The sequence below is a fragment of the Nonomuraea sp. NPDC051298 genome, assembly GCF_055586305.1.
In genome coordinates this window covers 126,802-150,912 of record NZ_JBVJIM010000002.1, presented here as the reverse complement: position 1 = coordinate 150,912, position 24,111 = coordinate 126,802, and the positions used below count along the sequence as shown (strand labels likewise).

The window sequence follows — 24,111 nt, the reverse complement described above, 5'->3', positions numbered from 1 at the left end:
GACCTCCTCGACACCGAAGACGAGATCATCGCGCATTACGGCGCGATCGGCGAGCCGAGCTGGATGGCCAGGTCGAGCGGATCGGTCGGCTCCGGGTAGCCCATCGCTTCGGGAGACGGCCGGTAGCCGGGATTGCGGCGGAACTCCCCGGTGATCTCCCCTCTTTCGTCCGCGTGCCAGGCGCCGACGACGCCGTAGGGCGGCACGTGGCCGTCCGCGCCTGTGCCCGGCCGACCGCCGCCGAAATGCGCTGCTGTAACTCCTGCGCCTGGACGAAGTGCTGCTGCGCCTCGCGGTGCGGCGGGGGCCGGTCAAGGGCCGGTCAGCAGCAGCCGGCCCGCGCCCCGGAGGCGGAGACGTCCTGGCCGCCCGGCTGCTCCACGGGCCCGCCGCACACGCACGCCCCGGTCGTCGCCTCGTGGTCCGTGGCCGGTTCGCCGACCGACTTGCCCAGCGTGTCGGCGTCGGCCTTGACCACATAGACCTCCCAGGGCTCGTTGCCGGGGCCGTGCACCCACACCTTGTCCTGCAGGGCATAGCAGCAGGAGGTGTCGTTCTCGGTGAAGGTGGCCAGCCCGGCGTCCTTGAGCCGCTGGGTGGCGGCGTTGACCTGGGCGGTGTCGGTGACCTCGACGCCGAGGTGGTCCATGCGGGTGTCCTGGCCCTCCTCGCCCTCGATGAGCACCAGCTTGAGCGGCGGCTCGGCGATGGCGAAGTTGGCATAGCCGGGCCGCAGCTTGGTCGGCTCGGCGCCGAACAGCTTGGAGTAGAAGGCGATCGAACTCTCCAGATCAGCGACGCGCAGGGCGAGCTGGACGCGTGACATGACGATCTCCCATCACGTTGTTTCGATGAATGTCTAAGCAGTCCCGAGTTTGCGCTCCTGCTTAGGAATCTGTCAAATTAGAGGCATGTCGAAGCAGGAGTTGCCGGTGCTCGCCACCGAATGCTGCGCGCCGCTGGTCGCCGAGCCGGTCGACCAGGACGAGGCGGCCGAGCTGGCGCGGGTGTTCAAGGCGCTGGGCGACCCGATCCGGTTGCGGCTGCTGTCGCTCATCGGCGCGCACGAGGGCGGCCGCGTCGCCGGCGACGGGGTCTGCGTGTGTGAGCTGACCGGGGCGTTCGCGGTGACCGCGCCTACCATCTCACACCACCTCAAAGTGCTGCGCGAGGCCGGGCTGATCGACAGCCAGCGGCGCGGCACCTGGGTCTACTACTGGATCGTCCCTGCCACGCTCAAGCGGCTGACCAGCGTGCTCGCCCTGCCGGAGACGCCGCCGGAGACGCTGCCCGAGGCGCTCAGAGCGGACGCCCGGTGAGCTTGGCCGGGGTGAACCTGGCACGCCGGGCGCTGGCCGAGTTCGTCGGCACCGCCGCCCTGGTGGCCGTGGTGGTCGGCTCCGGCGTCATGGCGACCGGGCTGTCGCGCGACGTCGGGGTGCAACTGCTGGCCAACAGCCTGGCCACCGCGGCGGGCCTGGCCGTGCTCATCGTGGTCCTCGCGCCCGTGTCCGGCGCGCACTTCAACCCGGTCGTCACCTTGGCGGCCTGGTTCCTGGCCCGCCGACAGACCGACCCTGCGGCGCGCGGCCGGGAACCGGCCACCCGCCGGGAGGCCGACCCTGCGGCGCGTGGCCGGGAGCTGGTCTCCCGCCGGGAGGCCGACCCTGCGGCGCGCGGCCGGGAGCTGGTCTCCCGCCGGAAGGCCGACCCGGCGGTACGCGGCCGGGAGCTGGCCGCGTACCTGCCCGCTCAGGCGGCCGGGGCCCTGGCCGGAGCGGTGCTGGCGAACGCGATGTTCGGCCTGCCGGCCGTCCAGCTCTCGACCCGGGACCGCTCGGCGCCGCACCTGCTGCTCGGCGAGGTGGTGGCCACCGCCGGGCTCATCGTGGTCGTCTTCGCCCTGGCCCGGCAGGGCCGCCCGGCACTGGCACCGGCCGCGGTCGGCGGCTACATCGGCGCCGCCTACTGGTTCACCTCGTCGACGTCCTTCGCCAACCCCGCCGTCACGCTCGGCCGGGCCGTCACCGACACCTTCGCCGGGATCGCGCCCGCCTCGGTGCCCGGCTTCGTCGCCGCCCAACTGGCCGGGGCCGTGCTCGGCGGCCTGCTGCTGGCCGCCCTGTTCCCGAACGCCGCACAGCCCGGCACGGCGCCCGCCCCTGACGCCGACCGCGAGCCCGCCGCCGCCGACCTGCCCCGATAGGAGAACCATGGCCGACCAGCAGGACCACCCCGAACAGCCGCAGGTGTTGTTCGTCTGCGTGCACAACGCCGGCCGCTCGCAGATGGCCGCCGCCTTCCTCACCCATCTGGCAGGCGATCGCGTCCTGGTCCGCTCGGCCGGATCGGCACCCGCCGACCAGGTGAACCCGGCCGTGGTGAAGGCGATGGCCGAGGCCGGCATCGACATCTCCGCCGAGATCCCCAAGGTGCTCACCGTCGACGCCGTTCAGGCCAGCGACGTGGTCATCACCATGGGTTGCGGCGATGCCTGCCCGGTCTTCCCCGGCAAGCGCTACGAGGACTGGCAGCTCGACGACCCCGCGGGCCAGGGCGTCGACGCCGTACGTCCCATCCGCGACCAGATCGAGGCCCGCGTCCGCGCGCTCATCGACGACCTCCTGCCCGGCGGACGGGGACCAGCGGCACGACCGTGAAGGCCACCGCCATCACGGTCGTGCACGTGGAGCGCCCCCCGCGGCCGACGGCGGCTCGCCGGAGTTCTTGATGAGCCCGCGCACCTCGCCGCCGCCGGTGCGCGGGTCGACCTGGCCGCGGCGATGAGCGACTGGGTGAGAGATCGGTAGTTCCAACAGCGGGCACAGCCTCGGGAGGGTGTTTCAGCCCTCTCTCGGGGTCCGTCCAACGGACGGGCGCCTACTCGCAGAAGATGCGCACCTGGCCGGCGGGGCCGTCGACCTCCACGGTCAACTCGTCGAGGTGTTCCACGAGCTGTTCGCGGCGCGGCCGCTCGACGACGAACGGCCGCCGCCGGGGACGGCGGGGCTCTTGATCAAATCAACCCTAATTACCCCTATGAAAAGTAGGTTTTATCGGGATATATTGCAGGGGCCTGCTCAGGGCGCGGTGCCATCCCCGGATCAGCCAGGAGGCTGAAGGCCGACACCCGGCATTCACCTCCTTTCGACGACGAACCATCCAGGAGGCAGCACATGGCCAAGCAATTCGCCGGCGGTCACGCCCGGCCACCCGCTTCGACCAGCGGCGATCGCATTCCCGCAGCCATTTACTGACGCCGTTCGCACGGCTCGACGAGCACTTTTCGCCGGCCGTCACGGCGTAAAACCCCATCGCATCTCCCGGTCCTGAACGACCTCGCCGTTCCGGACAGGTTCGCCATGCTCGCATGAGTAAGGAATGACATGACTGACAACCACGTGCGGCAAAAAGCGCGCGACCATCTCTGGCTGCACTTCACCAACCACGCGGCGCTCCACGCGGGCGGCGAGGTACCGGTCGTGACCCGCGCCGAGGGCGCCTACTTCTGGGACGACCGGGGGCGCAGGTATCTCGACGGCCTGTCGGGGCTCTTCGCGGTCAACGCCGGTCACGGGCGGCCCGAACTCGCCGAGGCGGCCGCGCGGCAGATCCGCGAACTCGACTACTTCCCGATCTGGAACTCCGTCCACCCTCGCGCGGCGGAGCTGGCCGAGGCGCTGGCCGAGCGGGCGCCCGGCGACCTGAACCGCGTCTTCTTCACCAACAGCGGCAGCGAGAGCGTCGAGACCGCGTGGAAGCTGGTCAAGCAGTACTTCAAGGCGATCGGGCAACCCGGACGGCACAAGGTGGTCAGCCGCGCGCTGGCCTACCACGGGACGACTCACGGCGCGTTGTCGATCACCTCGCTGCCGCCGGTACGCACGCCGTTCGAGCCGCTGGTCCCCGGCGCGCACAAGGTCCCCGCCACCGACATCTACCGGGGACCCGAGCACCTGCGCGACGACGAGGAAGCCTACGGCCGGTGGGCCGCCGACCGGATCGCGGAGGCCATCGAGTTCGAAGGCCCGGAGACGGTCGCCGCGATCTTCCTCGAGCCCGTGCAGAACTCCGGAGGCGCGATCCCGCCGCCCAAGGGCTACCTGGAGCGGGTGCGCGAGATCGCCGACAGGTACGGCGTCGTCCTCGTCGCCGACGAGGTGATCACCGCGTTCGGCCGCATCGGCGACTACTTCGCGATCAACCGCTTCGGCGTCACCCCCGACGTCATCACGGGAGCGAAGGGCATCACGTCCGGATACATCCCGTCAGGGGCGGTGATCGTGAGCGACCGGCTGTTCGAGCCGTTCACGAAGAAGGAGAACACCTTCGCGCACGGCCTCACCTTCGCCGGCCATCCCGTCGCCGCGGCCGTCGGCCTGGAGAACCTGGCGATCTTCGAGCGGGAGAAGCTCAACGAGCGGGTCCGCGCGAACGAGGACCGGTTCCGTTCCGCGCTGTCCGGCCTGCTCGATCTCCCGATCGTCGGGGACGTCCGCGGCGCCGGCTACTTCTGGGGCGTCGTGCTGGTGAAGGACCGGGCGACGCGGGAGACCTTCACCCCGGCCGAACGACGGCGGCTGCTGGACGAACTCCTGGCGCCCGCGCTGCGCGAGGCGGGGCTGCACGCGCGGCTCGACGAGCGCGGGGACCCGGCCGTCCTGCTCGCTCCCCCGGCGATCGTCGGTGAGCCCGAGTTCGAGTTCATCGAGCAGGTGCTCCGCTCGGTCCTGGCCGCCGCATGGCAGCGCCTCTGACCGCGACTCGATCCGGACAAGCCGGCACCCAGCGGTCGTTCGGGGTGTACGTGTCGCGCCGGATCGGGTACTTCGTCGCGGTCATTCTGGCGGTCTACACGCTGGCCTACTTCCTGCTCTACGCGCTTCCCAGCGACCCCGTCGCGCTGATGCTGGACCGCAGGTCGCTGGGGGCGGGAGGAAGCACGCCCGAGCAGCTCGCGGCGTTGCGCGCGCGTTACGGCCTCGACCAGCCGCTGCCGGTCCGGTACGCGTCCACGCTCGGGCAGTTCCTCTCCGGCGACCTGGGCGTGTCCTTCCAGTCGGGCAGGCCGGTCCTCCAGGTGCTCGCCGCCGTGGCGCCGAGCACGCTGGCGCTGGCCGGGTTCGCGCTCGCGCTGGCCGTCCCGTTCTCCCTCGCCCTGGGGCTGCTGACGTCGTGGCGGCGCGGCAGCGTGGTCCACCGGGTTCTGGTGAACGTGCCGGCGCTCATCTCCGCCATCCCGGCCTTCTGGCTCGGTCTGCTGTTGCTGCAGGTGTTCTCGTTCGAGCTGCGGTGGCTGCCGGCCACCGGCGGGACCGGCCCGGCGGGGCTGGTGCTGCCCGCGGTCGCGCTGGCGCTGCCGGTCTCCGCCATGCTGACCGCCGTACTGGTGCAGAGCCTCGACGAGGTCCAGGGCGCCGGCTTCGTGGCGTTGCTGCACGCCCGAGGGCTGCCCTGGCGGCGCGTGTACCTCGGGCACGTGGTGCGCAACGCGCTGCTGCCGTTCCTGACGTTGATGGGGCTCACCGTGGGCGGCGTCCTGGTGGGCACGGTGATCACCGAGACGGTCTTCGCCCGCGAAGGGCTCGGCCGGCTGCTCGTGGCCTCGGTCGAGACGCAGGACGCACCCGTGGTCCTCGCGATCGCGGCGCTGGCCGGCGTCGTGTTCGGGGCGGTGAACCTCGTCGTCGACCTGCTCTACCCGGTCATCGATCCCCGGCTCAGGACGCGCGTGACGGGGGCCGCCCGATGACCGCCGCGATCGGCGTGCGTACCCGCCGCAGGACCTCGGCCCGGTACGGGGCCGCGGCCTTCCTGGCGCTCGTCGGGTTCGCGACCCTCTTTCCCGGCGTCGTCGCGCCCGGCGACCCGCTGGCCGTGGACGTGTCACAGCGGTTGCTGCCTCCCTCGCTCGCCTATCCGTTCGGCACCGACGAGCTGGGACGCGACCAGCTCAGCCGCGTCGTGCACGGGGCCCAGGCGAGCCTGTCCACCGCGTTGCTCGCGCTCGTCCTCGTGTTCGGCCTGAGCATCCTGATCGGCCTGCTCGCGGGCTACCTGGGCGGCCTCGTCGACCGCGTGCTGATGGCGGGCGTCGACGTCCTGCTGGCGCTGCCCTCCCTGCTGATCTCGCTGTTGATCGTGTCCGGGCTGGGCGCGGGGCCGGTCAAGCTCGCGGTCGCCATCGGCATCGCGTCGGTGCCGGCCTTCGCCCGGGTCACCCGGGCCGAGGTGCTCCGGGTCAGCTCCCAGACGTTCGTGGAAGCCGCCGGCGGTTACGGACTGCCCAGGCACCGCATCCTGACGCGCCACGTGCTCCCCCACGCCAGAGGACCGATCACCGCGCTCGCCGCGCTGGAACTGGCGAGCATGGTGCTGGCGGTGTCCGCACTCAGCTTCCTCGGCTACGGCACGAGACCGCCCGACCCCGAGTGGGGGAACCTGATCGCCGCGGGACGCGACCACTTCGCCACCGCGTGGTGGCTGACCGTGCTGCCCGGCGCCGTGCTCGCGGGCGTCGTGCTGGCGCTGCACCGCATCGGCCGCGCGCTGGACCTGTCAGAAGTGGGTCTCGTGTGAACGCCCCGCGCGAGCGGAACGCGTCGCCTCCGCCGTTGCTGCGCCTCGACCGGCTCAGCGTCACCTACCCGGGCCGCCGGGGCGTGGCTCCCGTCGCGGCCGTCGCGGACCTGTCGGTCACGGTCTCCGGCGGCCAGACGGTGGCCGTCGTCGGCGAGTCGGGCTCGGGCAAGTCGACGACGCTGCACGCGCTCCTCGGCCTGCTGCCACGGGGAGCGGAGGTGCGATACCGGGCGTTGGAGATCGGCGACGACACCGGTCTCCCCCGCGCCGTGGACGATCCCCGCGAGCTTCGCGGGCGGGCCGTGGGCCTCGTCCCCCAGGACCCGGCCAGGGCGCTGGACCCGCTCGTCCGGATCGAGCGGAACTTCGCCGAGCTGCACCGCCACTTCCTGCGGATCCGGGACAGGGCCGAGAGCAGGCGGCGCACGATCGAGACGCTCCAGGCCGTGGGGGTCGACCGGCCGGAGCTGAGGCTGCGGCAGTACCCGCACGAACTGTCCGGGGGCCTGCGCCAGCGCATCCTCGTCGGGCTCGCGCTCGTCGGCCGGCCACGGCTGCTGCTCGCCGACGAACCCACCTCGAACCTGGACACCACGGTGCAGCGGCGGGTGCTCGATCTGTTCGACAGGTTGCGGACGGAGCGAAGCCTGGGGCTGCTGCTCGTCACCCACGACCTCGCCGTGGCCGCCGAGCGCGCCGACCATCTCCTCGTCGTCCGTCATGGGCGCGTCGTCGAGTCCGGCCCCGTCGCCGCGGTCCTGGGCGATCCCCAGGACCCCTACACCCGGCAGTTGCTTACCTCCCTGCCCAGCAGGCTGCCGCCCCGCCCACGGCCGAAGCCGGCGGACCCTCCCCCGGTCGTCCTGGAGGCCAGGGGACTCGGCAAGTCGTACCCGGGCGGGAGAGGACGCGAGCGAACCGACGCCGTCCAGGACGTCGGCCTCCGGCTGCGCCGCGGCCGGAGCGTCGCGATCGTCGGAGAGTCCGGCGCGGGGAAGTCCACGCTGCTCCGCCTGATCACCGGGCTGGAGCGGCCCGACACGGGAACGGTGCTGCTGCAGGGCGCGGCGCAGCCCTCGCGTGCGAGGTCCGGCACGGCGTTCACCCGGCGGGTGCAGCTCGTCTACCAGAATCCGGCGAGCAGCCTGAATCCCGCCCTCCGCGTCGGCCGGGTCGTCTCCGAGCCCTTGGAGGCGCATCGCGTCGGCACCCCCGCCTCGCGCGCCGAGCGGGCGCGCGAGCTGCTCCGGCAGGTCGGCCTGCCGGAGGAGGTCGCCGACCGGCGTCCCGCGCAGTTGTCCGGCGGGCAGCAACAGCGCGTCGCGATCGCCAGGGCGCTCGCGCTCGAACCCGACGTGGTCGCTCTCGACGAACCCGTCTCCGCGCTCGACCAGGCCGTGCAGTACGAGCTCCTGCGGCTGCTGATCGGCCTGCAGGAACGGCTCGGCATCGCCTATCTCCTCGTCTCCCACGACCTCGGCGTCGTCCGGGCGATGGCGGACGAGGTGCTCGTCATGCGCCGCGGGCGCGTGGCGGAGTACGGGCCCGCCGGTGCGGTGTTCGACCGGCCCGCCAGCCCCTACACCCGTTCGCTGCTCGACGCGGTGCCCCCGCTCGCCCTGCCCCGCCCCTCCTCCCTCGGCCCCCCGCCCGCCTCGTCCCCGCCCGCCTCGTCCCCATCGGATTCGTCCCCATCGGAAAGGACAGCACTGTCATGACCCGTCGACCCATGGTCGGCCTGTTGGCGGCTCTCGGCGCGACCGTCCTGCTCGCCGGCTGCGTCACCGGCGGCAACGCGGAGTCCGCGGCCGAACCGGGCGCCCACCTGCGCGTCGCCTACGGGGCGTATCCGGACTGCCTGGACTACGCCCAGTCCAACCCCGTCGCGATCTTCGGCAGGCAGGTGCTCGACACGCTGCTCAGCGTGAACCCCGGCAGCGGCGAGCTGGAGCCGTACCTGGCCGAGTCGTGGAAGGTCGACGACGGCGGCCGGAGCTACGAGTTCACGATCCGCCAAGGCGTCACGTTCAGCAATGACGAGCGGCTGACCGCGAAGGTCGTCGCGGACAACTTCGCGACGCTGTGGCGGTTCGCCGAGCAGGGCGTGTCGCCCACGGCCGGCGCCTACCTGCGCGGTTTCGACCGCGCGGAAGCCGTGGACGAGCGGACGGTACGGGTCGTGTTCACCGCGCCCAACGCCGGTTTCCTGCAGGCCAACACCGAGGGCCAGTTCGGCGTCATCGCCCCCGCGTCGCTCGCCAGGACGCCGGAGCAGCGATGCGCGGAGGGGACGATCGGCTCCGGCCCGTTCGTCCTCGACCGTACGGTGCCGGGCGAACGCGTCGAGTACGTGAAACGCGAGGGCTACGCCTGGGCGCCGACGGCCTTCGGCCGGACCGGGGAGGCGGCGCTCGACCGGCTGACGATCCAGATCGTCCCCGAGGAGAGCGGGCGCGCGGCCGGGCTGATCGCGGGCGACTACGACGTGGCGTACTCGATCTTCCAGACCGGGGTGAACCAGGCCAAGGGCCACGAAGACGTCACCAGTGTGCTGGCCCCCAACCGGGGAGTCGTGAACAGCTTCCTGCCCAACACCAGCGATCCCGTGCTCGCGGATCCGGCGGTACGGCAGGCACTCCAGCACGGGATCAACCGGCAGGAGCTGGTCTCCTCCTTCTACGGCACCGGCGTCGAACCCGCGACCGATGTGGTGTCGCGCGGGCACCCCTACTACCGCGACCGCAGCGACCTCATCCGCTACGACCCGGACCTGAGCCGCCGCATCCTGAACGACGCGGGCTGGGTCGAAGGCGCCGACGGCGTCCGGGTGAAGGGCGAGCGGCGGCTGGAGTTCAGCCTCGAGTTCGTCAGCGGATCCATCGGGGCCGTCCAGTCCGGCTGGGAGTACGTGCAGACGCAGCTCAAGGAGCTGGGGATCGCGCTGCGACTCGCGCCGATCTCCACCGCCCAGCAGACCGATCTGCGCAACTCGGGCAAGTGGCAGCTCGCCATCGCCCAGGGCGCCGCGCGCGGGGACGCCGACGGCATCGCCGCCTACTACTCCACGCGGCTGAGCGTCTACCAGGGGCTGGCGCCCCGGCAGGAGATCGACGACCGGCTCGCCGAGCAGGCCGTCACGCTCGACCAGGACAAGCGCCACCAGATCGTGGACGAAGCCGTGGAGAAGATCCTCGAGGAGGGCTACGGCATCCCGCTCTACGACTCCTCCCAGGTGCTCCTCGTACGGAACTCGGTGAAGGGGCTGACCTTCCCGATCAACTCCTGGGAGCCCATCTTCTATCGCGTCGAGAAGGGCTGAGCCCGCGACTTCCGAGAGGCCGTGATGAACGAGTTCAGGCAAGACCTCGAGGCGCCGAGACCGGCGACTCCCACAGTGCTGCTCAACTCCCAGTATCTGACGTCGAGCCACGACTGGCGCAGCGCAGAAGGGCGCGCCCACTCGCCGTTCGAGGTCGCCACCTTCGTCCGGCAGGCGCAACAGGCCGAGGCCGCCGGGTTTCACGCCATCTTCCAGGCCGACTTCTCCGGAGTCGTCCGGGAACGGCTCAGGGACGGCCCGCCGCTCTCCGCGTTCGAGCCCTTCCAGTTGTCGGCGCTCGTCGCGAGCGCCACCTCCCGCATCGCCGTGATGCCCACGGTCTCCACGCTGTACACGCACCCGTTCACCTTCGCCCGCAACCTGGCCAGTCTCGACCGGATCGCCGGCGGCCGGGCCTGGGTGAACGTGGTCTCCTCCTTCCGTGACGGCACGGCCATCGGCATGAAACGCGACGTCCCGGCCGGGCGGCGCCACCTGCAGACCGAGGAGTTCCTGCACGTCGCACGACGTCTGTGGGCGAGCTGGCCGCCCAAGGCCAACGTGCTCGACGTCGCCGGCAGGCGGTTCGTCGACGGTGAGCTGATCGCCGATGTCGACCACATCGGCGAGTTCTACGAGCAGCACGGGCCCATCGACACCGCGCCCTACTCCCCCGACTTCCCCTTCACCCTTCAGGCGACCTCGTCCCTGGAAGGACTGCGGCTCGCGGCCCGCACCGCCGACGCCGTGTTCGCGGGAACCCCCACGCTCGGGGCCGCGCGGGAGTTGCGCCGCATCCTGCGCAGGGAGGTGCGGCGCGCCGGGCGCGACGAGGACAGCGTGGCGCTGCTGCCCGGCGCCTTCATCCACGTCCTCGACCCGGGTGCGGGGCCGGCCACGTGGACGAAGCGGCAGCCCCCTCGCCCGCCCTCCGCCGACGCGGCGCTGGCGCAGGTCCGCTCCCGGTTCCCGGCCCTTCGGCTGCAGGGGCTGCGGCCGTCGGACCCGTTGCCGGAAGACGTGATCGACGACGACCCCGACGTCGTGTTCGCCAGGCTCGGCTCGCGCTACCTACCGGCCTGGGACGCCGCGCGCACGCCGGGCCGGAGCGTGGCCGACTTCGCGCTCGCGGTGGCCTCCCTCGGCGAGCACGCCCAGTTCGCCGGGACCGCGGAGCAGATCGGCGACGAACTGCGGCGCTGGTACGACGAGGAAGGCGTGGACGGATTCCAGTTGATCCTCGGCAACGAGTTCACCACGGTCTGCGACCGCGTCGTGCCGCGCCTGCTCGGCGTCGCCTGACGATGACCGCCGTCGAGACGACCGCCTTCAAGAAGGGGCAGACATGTGCGGAATAGCCGGCTGGGTGGACTACGCGGGGCTCCCCCCGGACGCCCGGCCGATCGCGGAGCGGATGAACGACTCCCAGACGAGCCGCGGCCCCGACGGAGCCGGCATCTGGAGCTCCCCCCGGGCGATCCTGGCACACCGGCGGCTCTCGGTCATCGACCTCGCGACCGGCGGCCAGCCGATGACGCTGGGCGAGCCGTCATCCGGCAGGAGCCGGCTCGTCCTGACCTACAACGGAGAGCTGTACAACTATCGCGAACTCCGTGCCGAACTCGTGGCGCGCGGGCACCGCTTCCGTACGCACAGCGACACGGAGGTGGTGCTCAACGCCTGGGCGGAGTGGGGCCCGCAGGCCGTCGAGCGCTTCAACGGGATCTTCGCCTTCGCCGTCTGGGACGACGACCACGAGACCCTCTGGCTGGTACGCGACCACCTGGGGGTCAAGCCGCTGCACTACCACCTGACGACCGGCCGGTTGATCTTCGCGTCCGAGGCGAAGGGGATCCTCGCCCACCCCGAGGTGCCCACCGTCATCGACGAGGACGGGCTCAGGCAGTTGGTCCTGCCGCTGATCAAGTTTCCCGGGGCGAACCCGTACCGGGGGGTGGCGGAGGTGCTGCCCGGCCAGATCCTGTCGTTCTCCCGCGACGGTGTGCGCCGCACCCAGTACTGGGACCTGCGGGAGGTCGTCACCCGGACCGACCGCCCGGCGAGCCTCGACGACGCGGTGGAGCGGCTGCGCTTCCTGCTGGAGGACACCGTCGCGCGGCAGACGATCGCCGACGTGCCGCTGTGCTCCCTGCTCTCCGGCGGGCTGGACTCCTCCGTGGTGACCGCTCTCGCCAACGGCCTCCCGGGGCATCGCGGCGTGGGGTCGTTCTCGGTCGACTTCACCGACGCCGCGGGCGCCGAGGACTCCCGCTCGGCGCTCGACCGGCGCTACGCGCGCGAGGCGGCCGCGTTCATCGGATCGACGCATTCCAACGTCGTCCTGGACGCCGCGCAACTGTCGGACGTCGCGGTGCGGGACGCCTCCGTCCGCGCGCGGGACCTGCCGAACGGCTTCGGCGACCTCGAGATGAGCCTGCTGCTCCTGTGCGCGGAGATCCGCAGGCACGCCACCGTCGCACTGTCGGGAGAGGCCGCCGACGAGATTCTCGGCGGGTACCGGTGGTTCCACGACCCGCGGGCCGTCTGGGCCCCCACCTTCCCGTGGATCGCCGACAGCCCCGCCCACGGCTACCTCCACCAGCGGGTGCTGGGCACGCTGGCCCCGGAGCTCGTCGAGAAGCTGCGCCTGGAGGAGTACCTGCACGACGAGTACGCCACAGCGCTCGGCGGCCTCGGCTTCCACCCGGGGTTGAGCCGCGAGGAGCGCAGGCACCGCGAGATCATCTACCTCGGCCTCACCTATTTCCTGCCGATGCTGCTGGACAGGAGCGACCGGCTCAGCATGGCCAGTGGCCTGGAGATCCGCGTCCCCTTCTGCGACCACCGCATCGTGGAGCACGCCGTGACCCTGCCGCGGGACGTGCACAACGCCGGAGGGCGCGAGAAGGGCGTTCTTCGCGACGCGGCCAAGGGACTCCTGCCGCCGAGCGTGCTGGAGCGGCAGAAGTCCCCCTATCCGACGACCCCCGATCCCGACTACTCACAGCGCATCGCGCGTCAGGTCACCGAGGTCGTGACCGCCCCTCCCGGCGACCTGAGGGAGATCTTCGCCGAGCGCCTGCTCGATCCGCGCGAGATCGCGAACGCCGCGAGGTCGCACGGCTTGGTGAGCAACTTCGAGGGCGAGGTCATCCTCAACTTCGCCTCGTGGTTCCGCCAGTACCGACCGCGGCTCGTGGCGTGAGGCCACCAGCTCGACATCGAACGACACCGAAGGACATCGGAGGAAGAGTCATGACGGATTCCGCGTACGACCCGGCTTGCCGGGAGCCCACGATCGTGGCCGGCGGGGATCGCCGGAGCGCGTTGTGGAGGCGACGGCTCTTCGAGGCGGAGGCGGGTCTCACCCGGTTCGTCGTGGAGAGCCGCGCCGGAGCGTTCATGCACGAACTGCTGCACGTGAAGCATGCGATCTTCGAGTCCCTGCCGCGGGCCGGCGCGGGGGAGTCCGACTGGAAGGCGGCGTTCTTCCGGGCCCAGGCGCTGATGGAGCAGTTCGTGGTGTCGCGGTTCGGGCACGACCAGCTCGCCGCCTGGGCCACCGCCAACAGCGCCGTCTACGCCGCGGTCGACGCCGCGCCCCGGCACGACGCCGTCGTGCCGCTCCAACGGCTGCACGACCAGGCCGACCTCTACCGGTCAGAGGTCGAATGGGTCGAACGTGACGAGCGCCGCGCGGTCCTGAAGATCCGCCACTGCGCGATCTGGGACTACCGCGAATTGGCGCGAAGACGCGGGGTCACCATCACCCTGCAGTCCCCGTGCGAGTACTGCGTGCCCGCCACGACCGCGATGATCACCAACAAGGGGCTGCGCGCGCGGTGCGAGCTGACCGACGGCGAGCACGGCCACGGCTGCCTTTGGACGGCGTCCGGCCAGAGCCCGGGTGAGGACGCCGGTCAGGGCACCGCCCAGGGCGGCGAGGGCTGAGGCCGTGTCCGACATGCGCTCCTTGGTGGAGACCCGTGACTGGGTGCGCTTCCGCCGGCTGCCCGCCCTGCAACAGCCCGATTGGCCCGACCGGGACGAACTCCACACCGTCCTGCGCTCCCTGCCGCAGGACGACCTCGTCACACGTGACTCCGTGGACGAGCTGTGGATCGCCCTGGCCGGGCTGGAGTCCGGCGGACTCGTCCTGCAACTCGGCGACTGCGTCGAGGACATCGACGGAGACGTCGGCGCGGTCACCCGCCAGAAGCTGGGATTCCTCGACGAGGCCAGGTCGCGGCTGCGCCACCGCACCGGTCGCGAGGTCATCGCGGTCGGCCGCCTCGCCGGCCAGTACGCCAAGCCGCGCTCGAGCGACCACGAGATCGTCGACGGCGTGGCGCTGCCGAGCTTTCGCGGCCCGATCGTGAACTCCCCCCACGCGAGCCTGGACGCCCGCATCCCGTCGGCGCACCGCGTCGCACGGGCCCATGCCGCCGCCCTGCGGGCCTACGAGGTGATCGACGCCCACAACCGCGCCGCCGGCCGCACTGCGCCCGTCTGGACCAGTCACGAACTGCTCCTCCTGGACTACGAGCTGCGCTTCCTGCGCAACGACGCGCCCAGGAACCATCTCGCGACCACGCACTGGCCCTGGATCGGGGAGCGCACCCGGCAGCGCGACGGCGCGCACATCGCGCTCGCCTCGACGTTGAGCAACCCGGTGAGCGTGAAGCTCGGCCCGAGCGCCTCGCCCGACGAGGCGGCACGCCTCGCGCAGCGGCTCAACCCGCACGACGAACCCGGCCGCCTGACGTTCATCGTGCGGATGGGACACCAGCACATCGACAGGCTGCGGCCCGTCGTCCGCGGCGTGCACCGGCGGCTCCGGCACGTGCACTGGATCTGCGACCCGATGCACGGGAACACGACCACGAGCCGGAGCGGCCTCAAGACCCGCCACGTCGAGCACGTCGTCGCGGAGCTGCGCCGCTTCCAGGAGATCCTGCTGGACGAGCGGCGGCACCCGGCCGGTCTGCATCTCGAGGCGACGCCCGACGACGTGTACGAGTGCTCGCACCACCACCGCGAGCCGACCGACCCCTCCCGTTACCGCACGTTGCTGGATCCCCGGCTGAACCCGGAGCAGACCGCCCATGTGCTCGACCAGTGGTTCGTCTGACCACGTGCCGAACCTCACGAAGGAGACAGACCCATGCCGCGCTCACTCCTGGACCTGGAGGACGCCGACGCCGGCCCGATCGATCCCCGCGAGTACCTCGAGGCGGCGTTGCGCTGGCACTTCTCGGAACGGACGGGCTCCAGGCTCTGGCTGACGCTCGCCGCGGACCTGGACTTCGACCCCATCGCCGACATCACCTCGTTCGACGGGCTCAGCCGGTTCCCCGACATCGGGCGCCATCTGCGGGACAGCAGCATCGAGGACCTCGTCCCCCGCGGCCTCGAACACGAGCCCCCGCCCTCGGTGTTCGAGACGGGGGGCACCACCGGCTCGCCCAAACGGCTCATCTACACCGAGCGCTGGGTACGGCGAGCCCTGGCGTGGAAGACCGAAGAGCTGACGGACGCTGGGTTCCCCGTCGGCCTACCCTGGCTGGTGGCGATGCCGTCCGGTCCGCACGCCTTCGGGCACACCACGCGCCTGCAGGCGCGGGCGCTGCACTCGGTGCTGCACACCGTCGACCTGGACCCCCGCTGGGTGAAGAAGCTCATCGCGGCCGGCGGCGTGCCGGACGCCTACGTCGCCCACCTCGTCGAGCAGCTCGGCCACGTCATTCGCAGCCAGAACATCGCGGCGGTCACGACCACGCCCCCGATCCTCTCCGAACTGCTCCTGCACGAAGAGCTGACGGACCGGCTCCGCCGGACGCTGAGGTATCTCGCGCTCGCCGGGGCGCACCTCGACGACGACACCTATGACCTCATCGCCGAAGCCTTCCCCGACGCCGTGATCCACAACATCTACGGGAGCACGATGGTCCTGACCACGGCCAGGATCCGGCCCGGCACCGCGTCGCCGCCGGACGCGGTCTACGACGGGTACGCGCCGTTCGTCCTGTTCAACGTGGTCGACCCCGACACCGGCGAGCCCGTCGCGTACGGCGAGCGCGGCCAGGTGCGGATGAGCCACCTCAGCAGCGGCGTCTTCATCCCCAACAACCTCGAACGGGACTCCGCCGTCCGCGTGCCGGGCCGCGCGGGCGGGATCGGCGACGCACTCACCGGGATCCGTCCCCTCGCGACCTTCGACGGCGACCGGGTGATCGAGGGGGTCTACTGATGACCGCCGGCCCGCGGGAACAGGACGGCCGCCTGATTCGCCTTCCCGCGCTCACCCATCGCGGCAGGGTCGAGACGCGCGCCGTGGAAACCGTCCATGGCGTCGACGGCGGCGCGCTGGCGGTGCTCTCGCTCTGTCCCGACCTGCTGGTCGCCCAGGCGGTCCAGGCCCAGCGACGGGCTCCCGCGCCACCGCCGCGGGAGCGGGCCGCGCTGCTCGCCGAGGCCGCCCGGCGCTTCCGCGCCGACGTGCTCGGCGGACTGTCGTTCGCCGAGCACTGCGACCACGTCACCCGGGTCTCGGGCCACAACCGGAGCCTGACCGGGCAGTTGAGCCGGGCGGTGGCCGACGCGATCGAGCAGGCGCCGGAACGCGCGGACCGGGCCCGGCCGAACGGGTCGGCCCGTGCGTGGAGCGACGTCGGCCGGCGTTCGGGCAGCGGGGTGTGGACGCGGCGCGGGGAGACGCTCGGGGCCGTGCTCTCCGGGAACCTGCCCACGATCCAGAACGGCTGGCTGCAGGCCCTCGCGCTCGGATACCGCGTCGCGGTGAGACCGTCGCGGCGTGAGCCGTTCACGGCGTACCGGGTGGTGGAGGCCCTTCGCGCGGCCGGGTTCCGCGACACCGACGCGGTGTATCTCCCGTCCGCGCACACGGGCGCGACCGCCCTGCTCCGCCGCGCGGACCTGGGACTGGTCTACGGCGGCGACGACGTCAAGACCAGGTACGAGGGCTCGGCCACGGTCAAGGTCGGCGGGCCAGGACGTTCCAAGACCCTCATCGACCGCGCGCACGTCCTGCCGGAGGCCGTCGAGGCCGTCGTCGAGGCCGTCGTCGAGTCGGTCGTCGAGTCGGTCACAGCGCTCTCGGGCGTCGCCTGCGTCAACACCACGGCCGTCTTCGTGGAAGGGGATCACACGCGGTTCGCCGCGGACCTCGCCGCGGCGCTGACCGCGCGGACACGGGCGCGTCAGACCACGCCGGAGCACCTCGGGCCACGGGTGACGGGCGACACGGCGCGGGCGATCGTCGACCACCTCCGCCGTCGGGCCGCGCACGCCCGGCCCGAGATCCCCCTCGACCAGGTGGCGACCCCGCACCCGGCGGGCGGGGTGGTGCTCGGGCCCGCGGTGTTCACCGTCGACGACCCGCGCGACGACGTGCTGGGGGCTGAGCTGCCCTTCCCCTGCGTGTGGATCGCGCCGTGGAGCCGGGCGGACGGTCTGGGGCCGCTGCGGGGGTCGCTCGTCGTCAACGCCATCTCCGACGACGGCGGCCTGATCGCGGACCTCCTCGGGGACCCGACCATCCAGAACGTCCACGTCAACGTCCCGACGGTGCACAGCGACGGCAGGCTCCCCCATGAGGGCTTCGTCGGCGACTTCCTCATGCGGAACAAGGCGGTCGTGTCCGCGTGAGACACCGCCCCGACCGCCACCGAGGGACAAGGAGCGACGTGGAGATCGTCAGCCCGCGGGCGGCTCGGCGGGGAGCAGGCCGAGACCGCGTCCCTTCTTGAGCGCCGTGACCCGATCGTGCACGCCGAGTTTGCGGTAGAGATTCTCCTTGTGCTTGACCACGGTCCTCTCCGTGATCTGGAGGCGGCTGCCGATGGCGTGCGCGGTCAGTCCTTCGTCCAGGAGCGCCAGGACCGCCATTTCGCGGAGCGTGATTCCGTATTCGGCGGGGTCGCCGAGTTTCGGCAGGTCGAGGACGACCTTTTCGTACGCGGACACCGTGTCGAGGAGCGAACGAGCCAGATCGGCGAATTCGAGATCCCGGTCGGTGAATCCGTGGCCGCTGCGGCTCATGATGACACCCCGGATCTGCCCGGGGCGGGAGTTCAGCGGGAGCGCCAACTGCCGGTCGATCCCGATGGCCGCCTTGCCCGCGCGGTACCCCTCGCTCTTCCACCAGCGGTCGTCGGCGACCTCGTCCAGGGAGAGCGGGGTGCGGTCCCGGGTGTGCGCGTAGTGACGCAGCAGTGGGTGGGCACGCATGTGGGCGTGGATCAGCGCGTCCAGCGGGGCCTCGTACAGCCAGTCGGGTGAGCCGGTCTGGGCGTGGCCGGTGCCGGCCCGCCAGTCGAGGTCGATGAGGACGGCCAGGTCCACCGGCAGGTCGGCGATCAGCCGCTCCATGAGCAGCGGCCACACCCGCACCGGTTCGCGCTCGGTGAGGATCGCCATCGCGAGGTCGTGGAGGCGTTTGGCGTCGTGTCCCGACAAAGCCGTCATGACCGCAGTGTGCAGGATCGAAGGACGTTCTGCATGTGAAGCATAAATGGCGGTGAAAAGGCACTACGAACTTCTTCGTATATCGGATTCGGCTCGTTTCTTGGGACGCTGTGGTCCGCCGTAAACGGGCGCGGAATTCGGCGTACGGAGGTCGTGGGTGGACACCACGGAGAGGCGGTCGCCCGCTTCGGCGGAGCGGGACGACGAGTCCGGCCGCGGCGCCGTCCGCCGGGCCACCGCGCTGGCGGGGCTCGGGTCGGTCGCCGACGTGGTGGCGGTCGCGCAACTGGTCACCACCGAGTCGCGGCACGGGGTGCTGGTCGCCGGCCTGCTGTCGGTGCTCACCGGGGTGCTGGGGCTGATCCAGCTCCACGGGCGGCCCGTCGGCCCGCGGGTCATGGTGATGGTCGCGCTGATCGCCGTCGGCGCCGGGCTGACCGGCGCGATGACCCAGCGGTACTACGCCGACGCGGTCGCCGGGGGCCTGCTGCCCGCCCCGGTGGACATCGGCGCCGCGCCCGTCACGCCGTCCGCGTCCTCGACCGGCGCGCCCTCGACCGGCGCCGCGCCCTCGGCAGAGACCTCACCGTCGACCGGGACCTCAACGTCGGCCGCGGCCGCGCCGAAGGACGGGGAGCAGCTCCGCGAGGGCGAGGCGTCCCTGCGCGACCAGGACTACCTCGACGTCGAATCGGGCCGCACCGGCACGATCGACCCGGCCACCAGCGACCTGTGGTACATCAGCCCGTACCGCTCGTTGTGGACGGCCGGCGGCGGCGAGTACCCGATCACGCCCGTCGACGCGCGCCCTGGCCCCGGCGACTGCGCGCAGGCCCTGACCGCGAGGGAGTACGACCAGGTGGAGGTCGGCAAGCTGCGGCCCGGTGACTGGGCCTGCGCCCGCACCGCCGAGGGCAACCTCGTCGGGATCCGGTTCGCCGCCATCCCGACCGGCGACGCCCCGCTCAGGATCTCCTACACCGTCTGGCACTGGACCCCGCAGGAGTAGGCATGCCGTACCCGCTCGCCAGGAAGCTTGTCACCTCGGTGATCATGACGCTGGTCGTGGCCCTGACGGCCGCGATGGACTATCCCGAGCCGCTCCCGGACTTCGCCCACCCGCACGCGCCGCACTACCCGTGGTACCAGCCGGTCAACGCGGCCACCACCCGGCCCGTCCTGATCATCCGCGGCGGCTTCACCGACCTGCCCTGGCCCGCGGCCAAGGACGACGCCTGGCTCGGACGGCGGTACTTCGGGCCGGGCTACCCCAGCGTCCGCGACTACTTCGCGCAAAGCTCGGGCGGCCGGGTGGACCTCACCCGCGCCCGCGAGCGCTCCGGCGTCCACGACGACGGGATCGTCACCGTCGACTACGGGCTCACGCTGGCGCAGTGGGAGGCGCTCACCGACGAGCAGATGATGCGCCACGGCGTGAACGCGGCCGACCCCCTGGTGGACTACTCGGCCTTCGACCGCGACGGCGACGGACGGCTCGGCCAGGACGAAGTGGTGATCGTGGTCCTGCAGTCGGTGCCCTTCGACCCCGGCGACTTCACCGGAGGATGCGGCGCCTCCCGCGGGATCGCCCCCGGCCCCTCGCTCGACGGGATCGACCTGGACGGCCGGACCAACGTCTGGGCCAACAGCGCGGTCAACCAGATCACTCTCGACCACGAGATGGTGCACGCCGCCTTCGGCCTGGACCGGGACTTCCACGGATACCCCGTCCACGGCTTCGACGTCATGGGGAACACCTGCTCCGACGGCGAGTGGTACGTGGAGCTCAACTCCTGGCACAAGATGCACCTGGGCTGGGCGAAACCGACGATCGTGACGCGGGACGGCTACTACGACGTCCCCGCCTGGGACACCAGCGACACCGCGTTCCTCCTGTACGACCCCGACCGCGGCACCGACGACTACCTCCTGGTCGAGAACCGGTGGCGGCAGCCCGGCGCGTACGACGCCGACGTGAGTGACAACGGCCTGGCCGTGTGGCGCGTCGACGAGAGCCGGTACTACGACAACTCGCCCGACGCCTACCCGATCAGGCTGCAGGGCCCCTGCTGGGACTACTCGTGCACCTACGACGCCTGGGACGCGAGCGACCCCGCGACGCCACTGCGGACGATGGACGGCCCCTGGCGCGACGGCACGCCCAGCAACGTCGCGGTCCGGATGGTCCACGAGGCCGGGCCGACGACGAGGGCCTACTTCGACGTGCCGGGTCCTGGGGCCGCCGTGGACTGCTTCGACGCGTACACCCCGACCCGGCGGCGCGAGGTGCGGGTCATCGCCGGGCAGACCGCCGACCTGCGACTTCCCGTGCAGAACACCGGCGAGCAGGCCGGAGCGGTCGGCCTGGGCCTGGCCGGGCGACTGGAGCCGGGCTGGTCATGGAGCGGGCACACCGCCGACCTCGACCCCAAGGCGGCCACGGTGGGCCGGCTGCTCGTCACCACCCCGGCGGACGCCGTACCCGGCGCCTACCGGCTGTGGCCGCAGGCCACCTGGCTCGCCGACCCGCGGCACGCGTCCACGTGCGACGTCACCGTCCGGGTCGTCGCGCCGCCGGAGGCGAGCTGGGGATACGCCTCCACGCGCGCGCTCCAGTACCAGGCGCCGGTCGGCGAGGCGGTCACCCTCGACCCGTCCTGGCAATGGGGCACCTGGCGGCGCGACGCCGATCCGGCGCAGGCGGCCAGGAACGCCACCATGGTCCGTACGGCGACCGGCCGCTACACGGTGACGCTGCCAGGTCTGGGAGCGACCCCGGGCGTCGCGCACGCGGGCGCGGGCGTCTCGTGGGGGCACGTCGATGCCGCCTGGTGCCAGCTCGACTCCGTGACCAGGAGCGGCGCCGACCAACTGCTGGACGTGGCCTGCTTCGACGGCGCGGGAACGGCGCAGAACCTGCCGTTCGCCGTCTGGGCGAGCGGGCCGAGCCCCGGCCAGCGGCCGCAGCTCCTGGCCCGCTACCAGACGACCGGCGGGTTCGGCGACGCGGTGCCACTGGTGAACGACGACACGTTCAACTCCGCCGCCGGGCCGGTGGAAGTGCGCAGGACCGGTGAAGGCCGCTACGAGGTGACGGCCGTGGGCGAGGTCTACGACGCCACCGGATACGCGCGGGTCACCGCGCTCAACAGCGCCCGCGCCCGATGCCGCGCGGCGAGCGTCGAGGACACCGGTACGGCCCTGCGGATCGGCGTGGAGTGCACCGGCGCGGACTTCCAGCCGCGGAGCACGCCCTGGCTGCTGTCCTACACCGAAGGCGTCGGCGCGCACCACGATCCCACCGTGCCGGCGGCGTACGCGAGCACGACAGGGGACCCGTCGGCGCCCGGCGTCGACACCAGAAGATCGTGGAGCAGCACCGGCGAACCGCCGACCATCACGCGCACGGCACCGGGCGTGTACGACGTCAACTACCAGGCCGTCGGGAACCCGTTCACCTATCCGGCCGACCTGGTCGACGTCGCCGCCGTGGGCCCGCAGCCACGCTCGTGCCGGGCGCTGTCGTGGAACTCCTACAGCCATCCCGGCAGACTGCGCATCATCGTGCACTGCTACGACGCCGCGCGCCGGCTTGCCGACGCCCACTTCGCCTTCGCCTACCTCCGCGCCCCCGATCGGCCCTGATCAGGCCGCGCACCACCCCGCCCAACCGGACGGTCCCTGGGGCTTGCGCCCGACCCGCCTAATCGATTAGAAACGTCGTCATCTAATCGATTGGATGCAACATGGCGTTTACCTTCGAACCAACCGTCGTCGTCGTCGGATCCGTGAACCTCGACACGACCATCCGCGTCGCCATGCTGCCCCTCCCGGGCGAGACGGTCTTCGCCGCGACGAACCACCACCAGCTCGGCGGCAAGGGAGCCAATCAGGCCGTCGCCGCCGCGGAGGCCGGAGCGTCGGTCACCATCGTCTGCGCGCTGGGCGACGACCCCGCCGCGGAACAGGCCCTCGGCTGGCTGCGGTCGCGGGCCGTCGAGGTCCGGCCGGTGCGCGACCAGACCCGTCCCACCGGCCGGGCCTGGGTCATCGTCGACGACGACGGCGAGAACGCCATCGTCGTCGACCGGGGCGCCAACGCGGCGCTCACGGCCGACCTGGCCATCGCCGCCGTCCTCGACAGGACGCGCGACAGCGACAGGGCCACCACCACGCTCGTCGCCCAGGGGGAGGTCGATCCCGCGGTCGTCCACGCCGTCGCCGCGTTCGCACGGGAGCACGGCCTGCGGTTCGTGCTGAACCTGGCGCCGGTCATCGAGGTCGGCGAGGCGACGCTCAGGACGGCCGCGCCGCTGATCCTCAACGAGGGCGAGGCGACCGCCCTCGCCCGCCGCCACCTCGGCGCGGACGCGCACCCCGCGGACCTCGCCAGGCGATGGGGCATCGACGTCGTCATCACGCTCGGCGCCGAGGGCGCGGCGATCATCTCGCCCGACGGCGAGATCCGCCGGGTGCCGGCGCCTCCGGTCGACGTCGTCGTGGACACGTCGGGAGCGGGCGACGCCTTCGCGGGAACGGTCGCCGCCGCGCTGAGCCGGGGCCTGTCCCTGTACGAAGCCGCGGAGCACGGCGTCGCCGCCGGGGCTCGTGCCGTGCGCCGATGGGGCGCATCGGGCATCGGAGATGAACAAGGAAGTAATCGATGAAGATCAACAAGGTGAGGGCCGGCCTGCTGGCCCTGCTGACAGCGGCGGCGGGCACGACACTGGCCGGCTGCGGCGCACCGCCCGAGAGCGGCGGTGCCGGCGGGGCGGCGTCGTCGCTCTGCATGGTCACGGACACGAACGGGATCGACGACGGCTCGTTCAACGAGCTGACCTACGCCGGGCTCACCCGGGCAGGCGGCGCCAAGCCGACCGTGACGATCTCGCGCACCCCCGACGACTACGTCCCGAACGTCGAGAGCCTGGTCAACGGCGACTGCAAAGTGATCGTCGGCGTCGGGTTCAACCTGGTCGACGCCATCAAGTCCGCCGCCGAGGCGAATCCGGAGATCCGGTTCGCGATCGTGGACGACGGCTCGATCGACCTTCCGAACGTGACGACGATCACCTTCGACATCACTCCCGCGGCGTTCCTGGCCGGCTACACCGCGGCGAGCTACTCGACCACCGGCGTGGTCGGCACGTACGGCGGCACGCAGATCCCGCCCGTCACCGCGTTCATGGACGGCTTCGCCCGTGGCGTCGACTACTTCAACAGGCAGCACAAAGCCTCCGTGGCGGTGGTCGGATGGAACGTCGCCAAGCAGACGGGGACGTTCGTGGGCGGCTACGCGGCGGGCGTCGAGGCCAAGACGGTCGCCCAGAGCCTGCTGGACCAGCGCGCCGACGTGCTGATGCCGGTCGGCGGTCCGATCTACCAGTCCGCGGCGGAGGCGATCCGCGACCGGGGGACGTCCGCGGCGCTCATCGGCGTCGACACCGACGGATACGAGTCGGACCGGAAGTACCAGAGCCTGTTCCTCACCTCGGTGCTGAAGCACGTCGACGTGGCGGTCGCCCAGGCGGCCGGCGCGACGGGGAACACAGCCAACACAGCCAACGCAGCCGGCGCGGACGGCTACGTCGGCACCCTGGCGAACAACGGCGTCGGGGTCGCGCCCTTCCACGACTTCGCGGACCGCGCCGGCGCCGCCCTCGGCGCGGAGCTGGACAAGATCCGGGCCGGACTCGTCGACGGCTCCATCAAGCCGTGACCAG

General features: G+C 71.9%; 21 protein-coding genes. 18 read left to right on the top strand and 3 right to left on the bottom strand.

Going from position 1 to position 24,111, the window contains the following annotated elements:
- Positions 1–35: 35 nt before the first annotated feature.
- Entirely contained in the window at positions 36–206 is a 171-nt protein-coding gene (locus ACZ6S0_RS05795) for a hypothetical protein (protein ID WP_465913661.1), read from the bottom strand.
- Between the two features lie 116 nt (positions 207–322).
- Positions 323–826 carry an ArsI/CadI family heavy metal resistance metalloenzyme gene (locus tag ACZ6S0_RS05790; RefSeq protein WP_465913659.1) on the bottom strand — a complete coding sequence of 168 codons (504 nt, stop codon included), beginning with the start codon at positions 824–826 and terminating at the stop codon, positions 323–325.
- Between the two features lie 85 nt (positions 827–911).
- On the opposite strand from ACZ6S0_RS05790, the gene ACZ6S0_RS05785 reads away from it, so the two are divergent.
- The 14 genes from ACZ6S0_RS05785 to ACZ6S0_RS05720 all read left to right on the top strand — a co-directional run bounded on the left by ACZ6S0_RS05785 (position 912) and on the right by ACZ6S0_RS05720 (position 17,569).
- On the top strand, positions 912–1,319 hold the full coding sequence (locus tag ACZ6S0_RS05785; protein ID WP_465913657.1) for an ArsR/SmtB family transcription factor: 408 nt from the start codon (positions 912–914) through the stop codon (positions 1,317–1,319).
- An 11-nt stretch (positions 1,320–1,330) separates the two neighbouring features.
- The gene (locus tag ACZ6S0_RS05780) at positions 1,331–2,206 is read left to right on the top strand and encodes an aquaporin (protein WP_465913656.1); all 876 of its coding nucleotides are present in this window, start codon (positions 1,331–1,333) and stop codon (positions 2,204–2,206) included.
- A 7-nt stretch (positions 2,207–2,213) separates the two neighbouring features.
- Positions 2,214–2,660, top strand: a complete 447-nt coding sequence (locus tag ACZ6S0_RS05775; RefSeq protein WP_465913654.1) for an arsenate reductase ArsC — start codon at positions 2,214–2,216, stop codon at positions 2,658–2,660.
- A gap of 726 nt (positions 2,661–3,386) precedes the next feature.
- On the top strand, positions 3,387–4,757 hold the full coding sequence (locus tag ACZ6S0_RS05770) for an aspartate aminotransferase family protein (RefSeq protein WP_465913652.1): 1,371 nt from the start codon (positions 3,387–3,389) through the stop codon (positions 4,755–4,757).
- Positions 4,742–5,752: an ABC transporter permease gene (locus tag ACZ6S0_RS05765; protein ID WP_465913650.1), complete on the top strand. Its 1,011-nt coding sequence runs from the start codon at positions 4,742–4,744 to the stop codon at positions 5,750–5,752. The genes ACZ6S0_RS05770 and ACZ6S0_RS05765 overlap by 16 nt, the downstream gene beginning before the upstream one ends.
- Positions 5,749–6,579 carry an ABC transporter permease gene (locus ACZ6S0_RS05760; RefSeq protein WP_465913647.1) on the top strand — a complete coding sequence of 277 codons (831 nt, stop codon included), beginning with the start codon at positions 5,749–5,751 and terminating at the stop codon, positions 6,577–6,579. Before ACZ6S0_RS05765 ends, ACZ6S0_RS05760 begins: the two co-directional genes overlap by 4 nt.
- Positions 6,576–8,300, top strand: a complete 1,725-nt coding sequence (locus ACZ6S0_RS05755; protein ID WP_465913646.1) for an ABC transporter ATP-binding protein — start codon at positions 6,576–6,578, stop codon at positions 8,298–8,300. The genes ACZ6S0_RS05760 and ACZ6S0_RS05755 overlap by 4 nt, the downstream gene beginning before the upstream one ends.
- On the top strand, positions 8,297–9,901 hold the full coding sequence (locus ACZ6S0_RS05750) for an ABC transporter substrate-binding protein (protein WP_465913644.1): 1,605 nt from the start codon (positions 8,297–8,299) through the stop codon (positions 9,899–9,901). Before ACZ6S0_RS05755 ends, ACZ6S0_RS05750 begins: the two co-directional genes overlap by 4 nt.
- 24 nt (positions 9,902–9,925) lie before the next feature.
- Entirely contained in the window at positions 9,926–11,203 is a 1,278-nt protein-coding gene (locus ACZ6S0_RS05745; RefSeq protein WP_465913642.1) for an LLM class flavin-dependent oxidoreductase, read from the top strand.
- Between the two features lie 43 nt (positions 11,204–11,246).
- On the top strand, positions 11,247–13,106 hold the full coding sequence (asnB, locus tag ACZ6S0_RS05740) for an asparagine synthase (glutamine-hydrolyzing) (RefSeq protein ID WP_465913640.1): 1,860 nt from the start codon (positions 11,247–11,249) through the stop codon (positions 13,104–13,106).
- A 50-nt stretch (positions 13,107–13,156) separates the two neighbouring features.
- Entirely contained in the window at positions 13,157–13,852 is a 696-nt protein-coding gene (locus ACZ6S0_RS05735) for a hypothetical protein (protein ID WP_465913637.1), read from the top strand.
- A 13-nt stretch (positions 13,853–13,865) separates the two neighbouring features.
- Positions 13,866–15,032 (top strand): 3-deoxy-7-phosphoheptulonate synthase, encoded by a 1,167-nt coding sequence (locus ACZ6S0_RS05730; RefSeq protein WP_465913635.1) that lies wholly within the window; start codon positions 13,866–13,868, stop codon positions 15,030–15,032.
- Between the two features lie 33 nt (positions 15,033–15,065).
- The gene (locus tag ACZ6S0_RS05725) at positions 15,066–16,151 is read left to right on the top strand and encodes an AMP-binding protein (protein WP_465913633.1); all 1,086 of its coding nucleotides are present in this window, start codon (positions 15,066–15,068) and stop codon (positions 16,149–16,151) included.
- Positions 16,151–17,569, top strand: a complete 1,419-nt coding sequence (locus ACZ6S0_RS05720; protein ID WP_465913631.1) for an aldehyde dehydrogenase family protein — start codon at positions 16,151–16,153, stop codon at positions 17,567–17,569. Before ACZ6S0_RS05725 ends, ACZ6S0_RS05720 begins: the two co-directional genes overlap by 1 nt.
- A gap of 48 nt (positions 17,570–17,617) precedes the next feature.
- Here ACZ6S0_RS05720 and ACZ6S0_RS05715 read toward each other — a convergent pair whose 3' ends face one another.
- The gene (locus ACZ6S0_RS05715) at positions 17,618–18,388 is read right to left on the bottom strand and encodes a helix-turn-helix transcriptional regulator (protein ID WP_465913629.1); all 771 of its coding nucleotides are present in this window, start codon (positions 18,386–18,388) and stop codon (positions 17,618–17,620) included.
- A 157-nt stretch (positions 18,389–18,545) separates the two neighbouring features.
- On the opposite strand from ACZ6S0_RS05715, the gene ACZ6S0_RS05710 reads away from it, so the two are divergent.
- The 4 genes from ACZ6S0_RS05710 (at position 18,546) to ACZ6S0_RS05695 (ending at position 24,107) form a co-directional block, all read left to right on the top strand.
- A complete protein-coding gene (locus tag ACZ6S0_RS05710) occupies positions 18,546–19,397 on the top strand; it encodes a hypothetical protein (RefSeq protein WP_465913627.1) in 852 nt (283 codons plus the stop codon).
- Positions 19,398–19,399: 2 nt separating this feature from the next.
- Entirely contained in the window at positions 19,400–22,033 is a 2,634-nt protein-coding gene (locus ACZ6S0_RS05705) for a hypothetical protein (protein ID WP_465913625.1), read from the top strand.
- Positions 22,034–22,134: 101 nt separating this feature from the next.
- Positions 22,135–23,055 (top strand): PfkB family carbohydrate kinase, encoded by a 921-nt coding sequence (locus ACZ6S0_RS05700; protein WP_465913623.1) that lies wholly within the window; start codon positions 22,135–22,137, stop codon positions 23,053–23,055.
- A complete protein-coding gene (locus ACZ6S0_RS05695) occupies positions 23,052–24,107 on the top strand; it encodes a BMP family lipoprotein (RefSeq protein ID WP_465913622.1) in 1,056 nt (351 codons plus the stop codon). Before ACZ6S0_RS05700 ends, ACZ6S0_RS05695 begins: the two co-directional genes overlap by 4 nt.
- The last annotated feature ends 4 nt before the right edge of the window (positions 24,108–24,111 follow it).

Bases quoted from the DNA above. Each gene is read 5' to 3' on its own strand.
- ACZ6S0_RS05790 (WP_465913659.1), bottom strand. From the start codon at position 826: ATGTCACGCGTCCAGCTCGCCCTGCGCGTCGCTGATCTGGAGAGTTCG.
- ACZ6S0_RS05785 (WP_465913657.1), top strand. From the start codon at position 912: ATGTCGAAGCAGGAGTTGCCGGTGCTCGCCACCGAATGCTGCGCGCCG.
- ACZ6S0_RS05775 (WP_465913654.1), top strand. From the start codon at position 2,214: ATGGCCGACCAGCAGGACCACCCCGAACAGCCGCAGGTGTTGTTCGTC.
- ACZ6S0_RS05770 (WP_465913652.1), top strand. From the start codon at position 3,387: ATGACTGACAACCACGTGCGGCAAAAAGCGCGCGACCATCTCTGGCTG.
- ACZ6S0_RS05765 (WP_465913650.1), top strand. From the start codon at position 4,742: ATGGCAGCGCCTCTGACCGCGACTCGATCCGGACAAGCCGGCACCCAG.
- ACZ6S0_RS05760 (WP_465913647.1), top strand. From the start codon at position 5,749: ATGACCGCCGCGATCGGCGTGCGTACCCGCCGCAGGACCTCGGCCCGG.
- ACZ6S0_RS05750 (WP_465913644.1), top strand. From the start codon at position 8,297: ATGACCCGTCGACCCATGGTCGGCCTGTTGGCGGCTCTCGGCGCGACC.
- ACZ6S0_RS05745 (WP_465913642.1), top strand. From the start codon at position 9,926: ATGAACGAGTTCAGGCAAGACCTCGAGGCGCCGAGACCGGCGACTCCC.
- asnB (WP_465913640.1), top strand. From the start codon at position 11,247: ATGTGCGGAATAGCCGGCTGGGTGGACTACGCGGGGCTCCCCCCGGAC.
- ACZ6S0_RS05735 (WP_465913637.1), top strand. From the start codon at position 13,157: ATGACGGATTCCGCGTACGACCCGGCTTGCCGGGAGCCCACGATCGTG.
- ACZ6S0_RS05730 (WP_465913635.1), top strand. From the start codon at position 13,866: ATGCGCTCCTTGGTGGAGACCCGTGACTGGGTGCGCTTCCGCCGGCTG.
- ACZ6S0_RS05725 (WP_465913633.1), top strand. From the start codon at position 15,066: ATGCCGCGCTCACTCCTGGACCTGGAGGACGCCGACGCCGGCCCGATC.
- ACZ6S0_RS05720 (WP_465913631.1), top strand. From the start codon at position 16,151: ATGACCGCCGGCCCGCGGGAACAGGACGGCCGCCTGATTCGCCTTCCC.
- ACZ6S0_RS05715 (WP_465913629.1), bottom strand. From the start codon at position 18,388: ATGACGGCTTTGTCGGGACACGACGCCAAACGCCTCCACGACCTCGCG.
- ACZ6S0_RS05705 (WP_465913625.1), top strand. From the start codon at position 19,400: ATGCCGTACCCGCTCGCCAGGAAGCTTGTCACCTCGGTGATCATGACG.
- ACZ6S0_RS05700 (WP_465913623.1), top strand. From the start codon at position 22,135: ATGGCGTTTACCTTCGAACCAACCGTCGTCGTCGTCGGATCCGTGAAC.
- ACZ6S0_RS05695 (WP_465913622.1), top strand. From the start codon at position 23,052: ATGAAGATCAACAAGGTGAGGGCCGGCCTGCTGGCCCTGCTGACAGCG.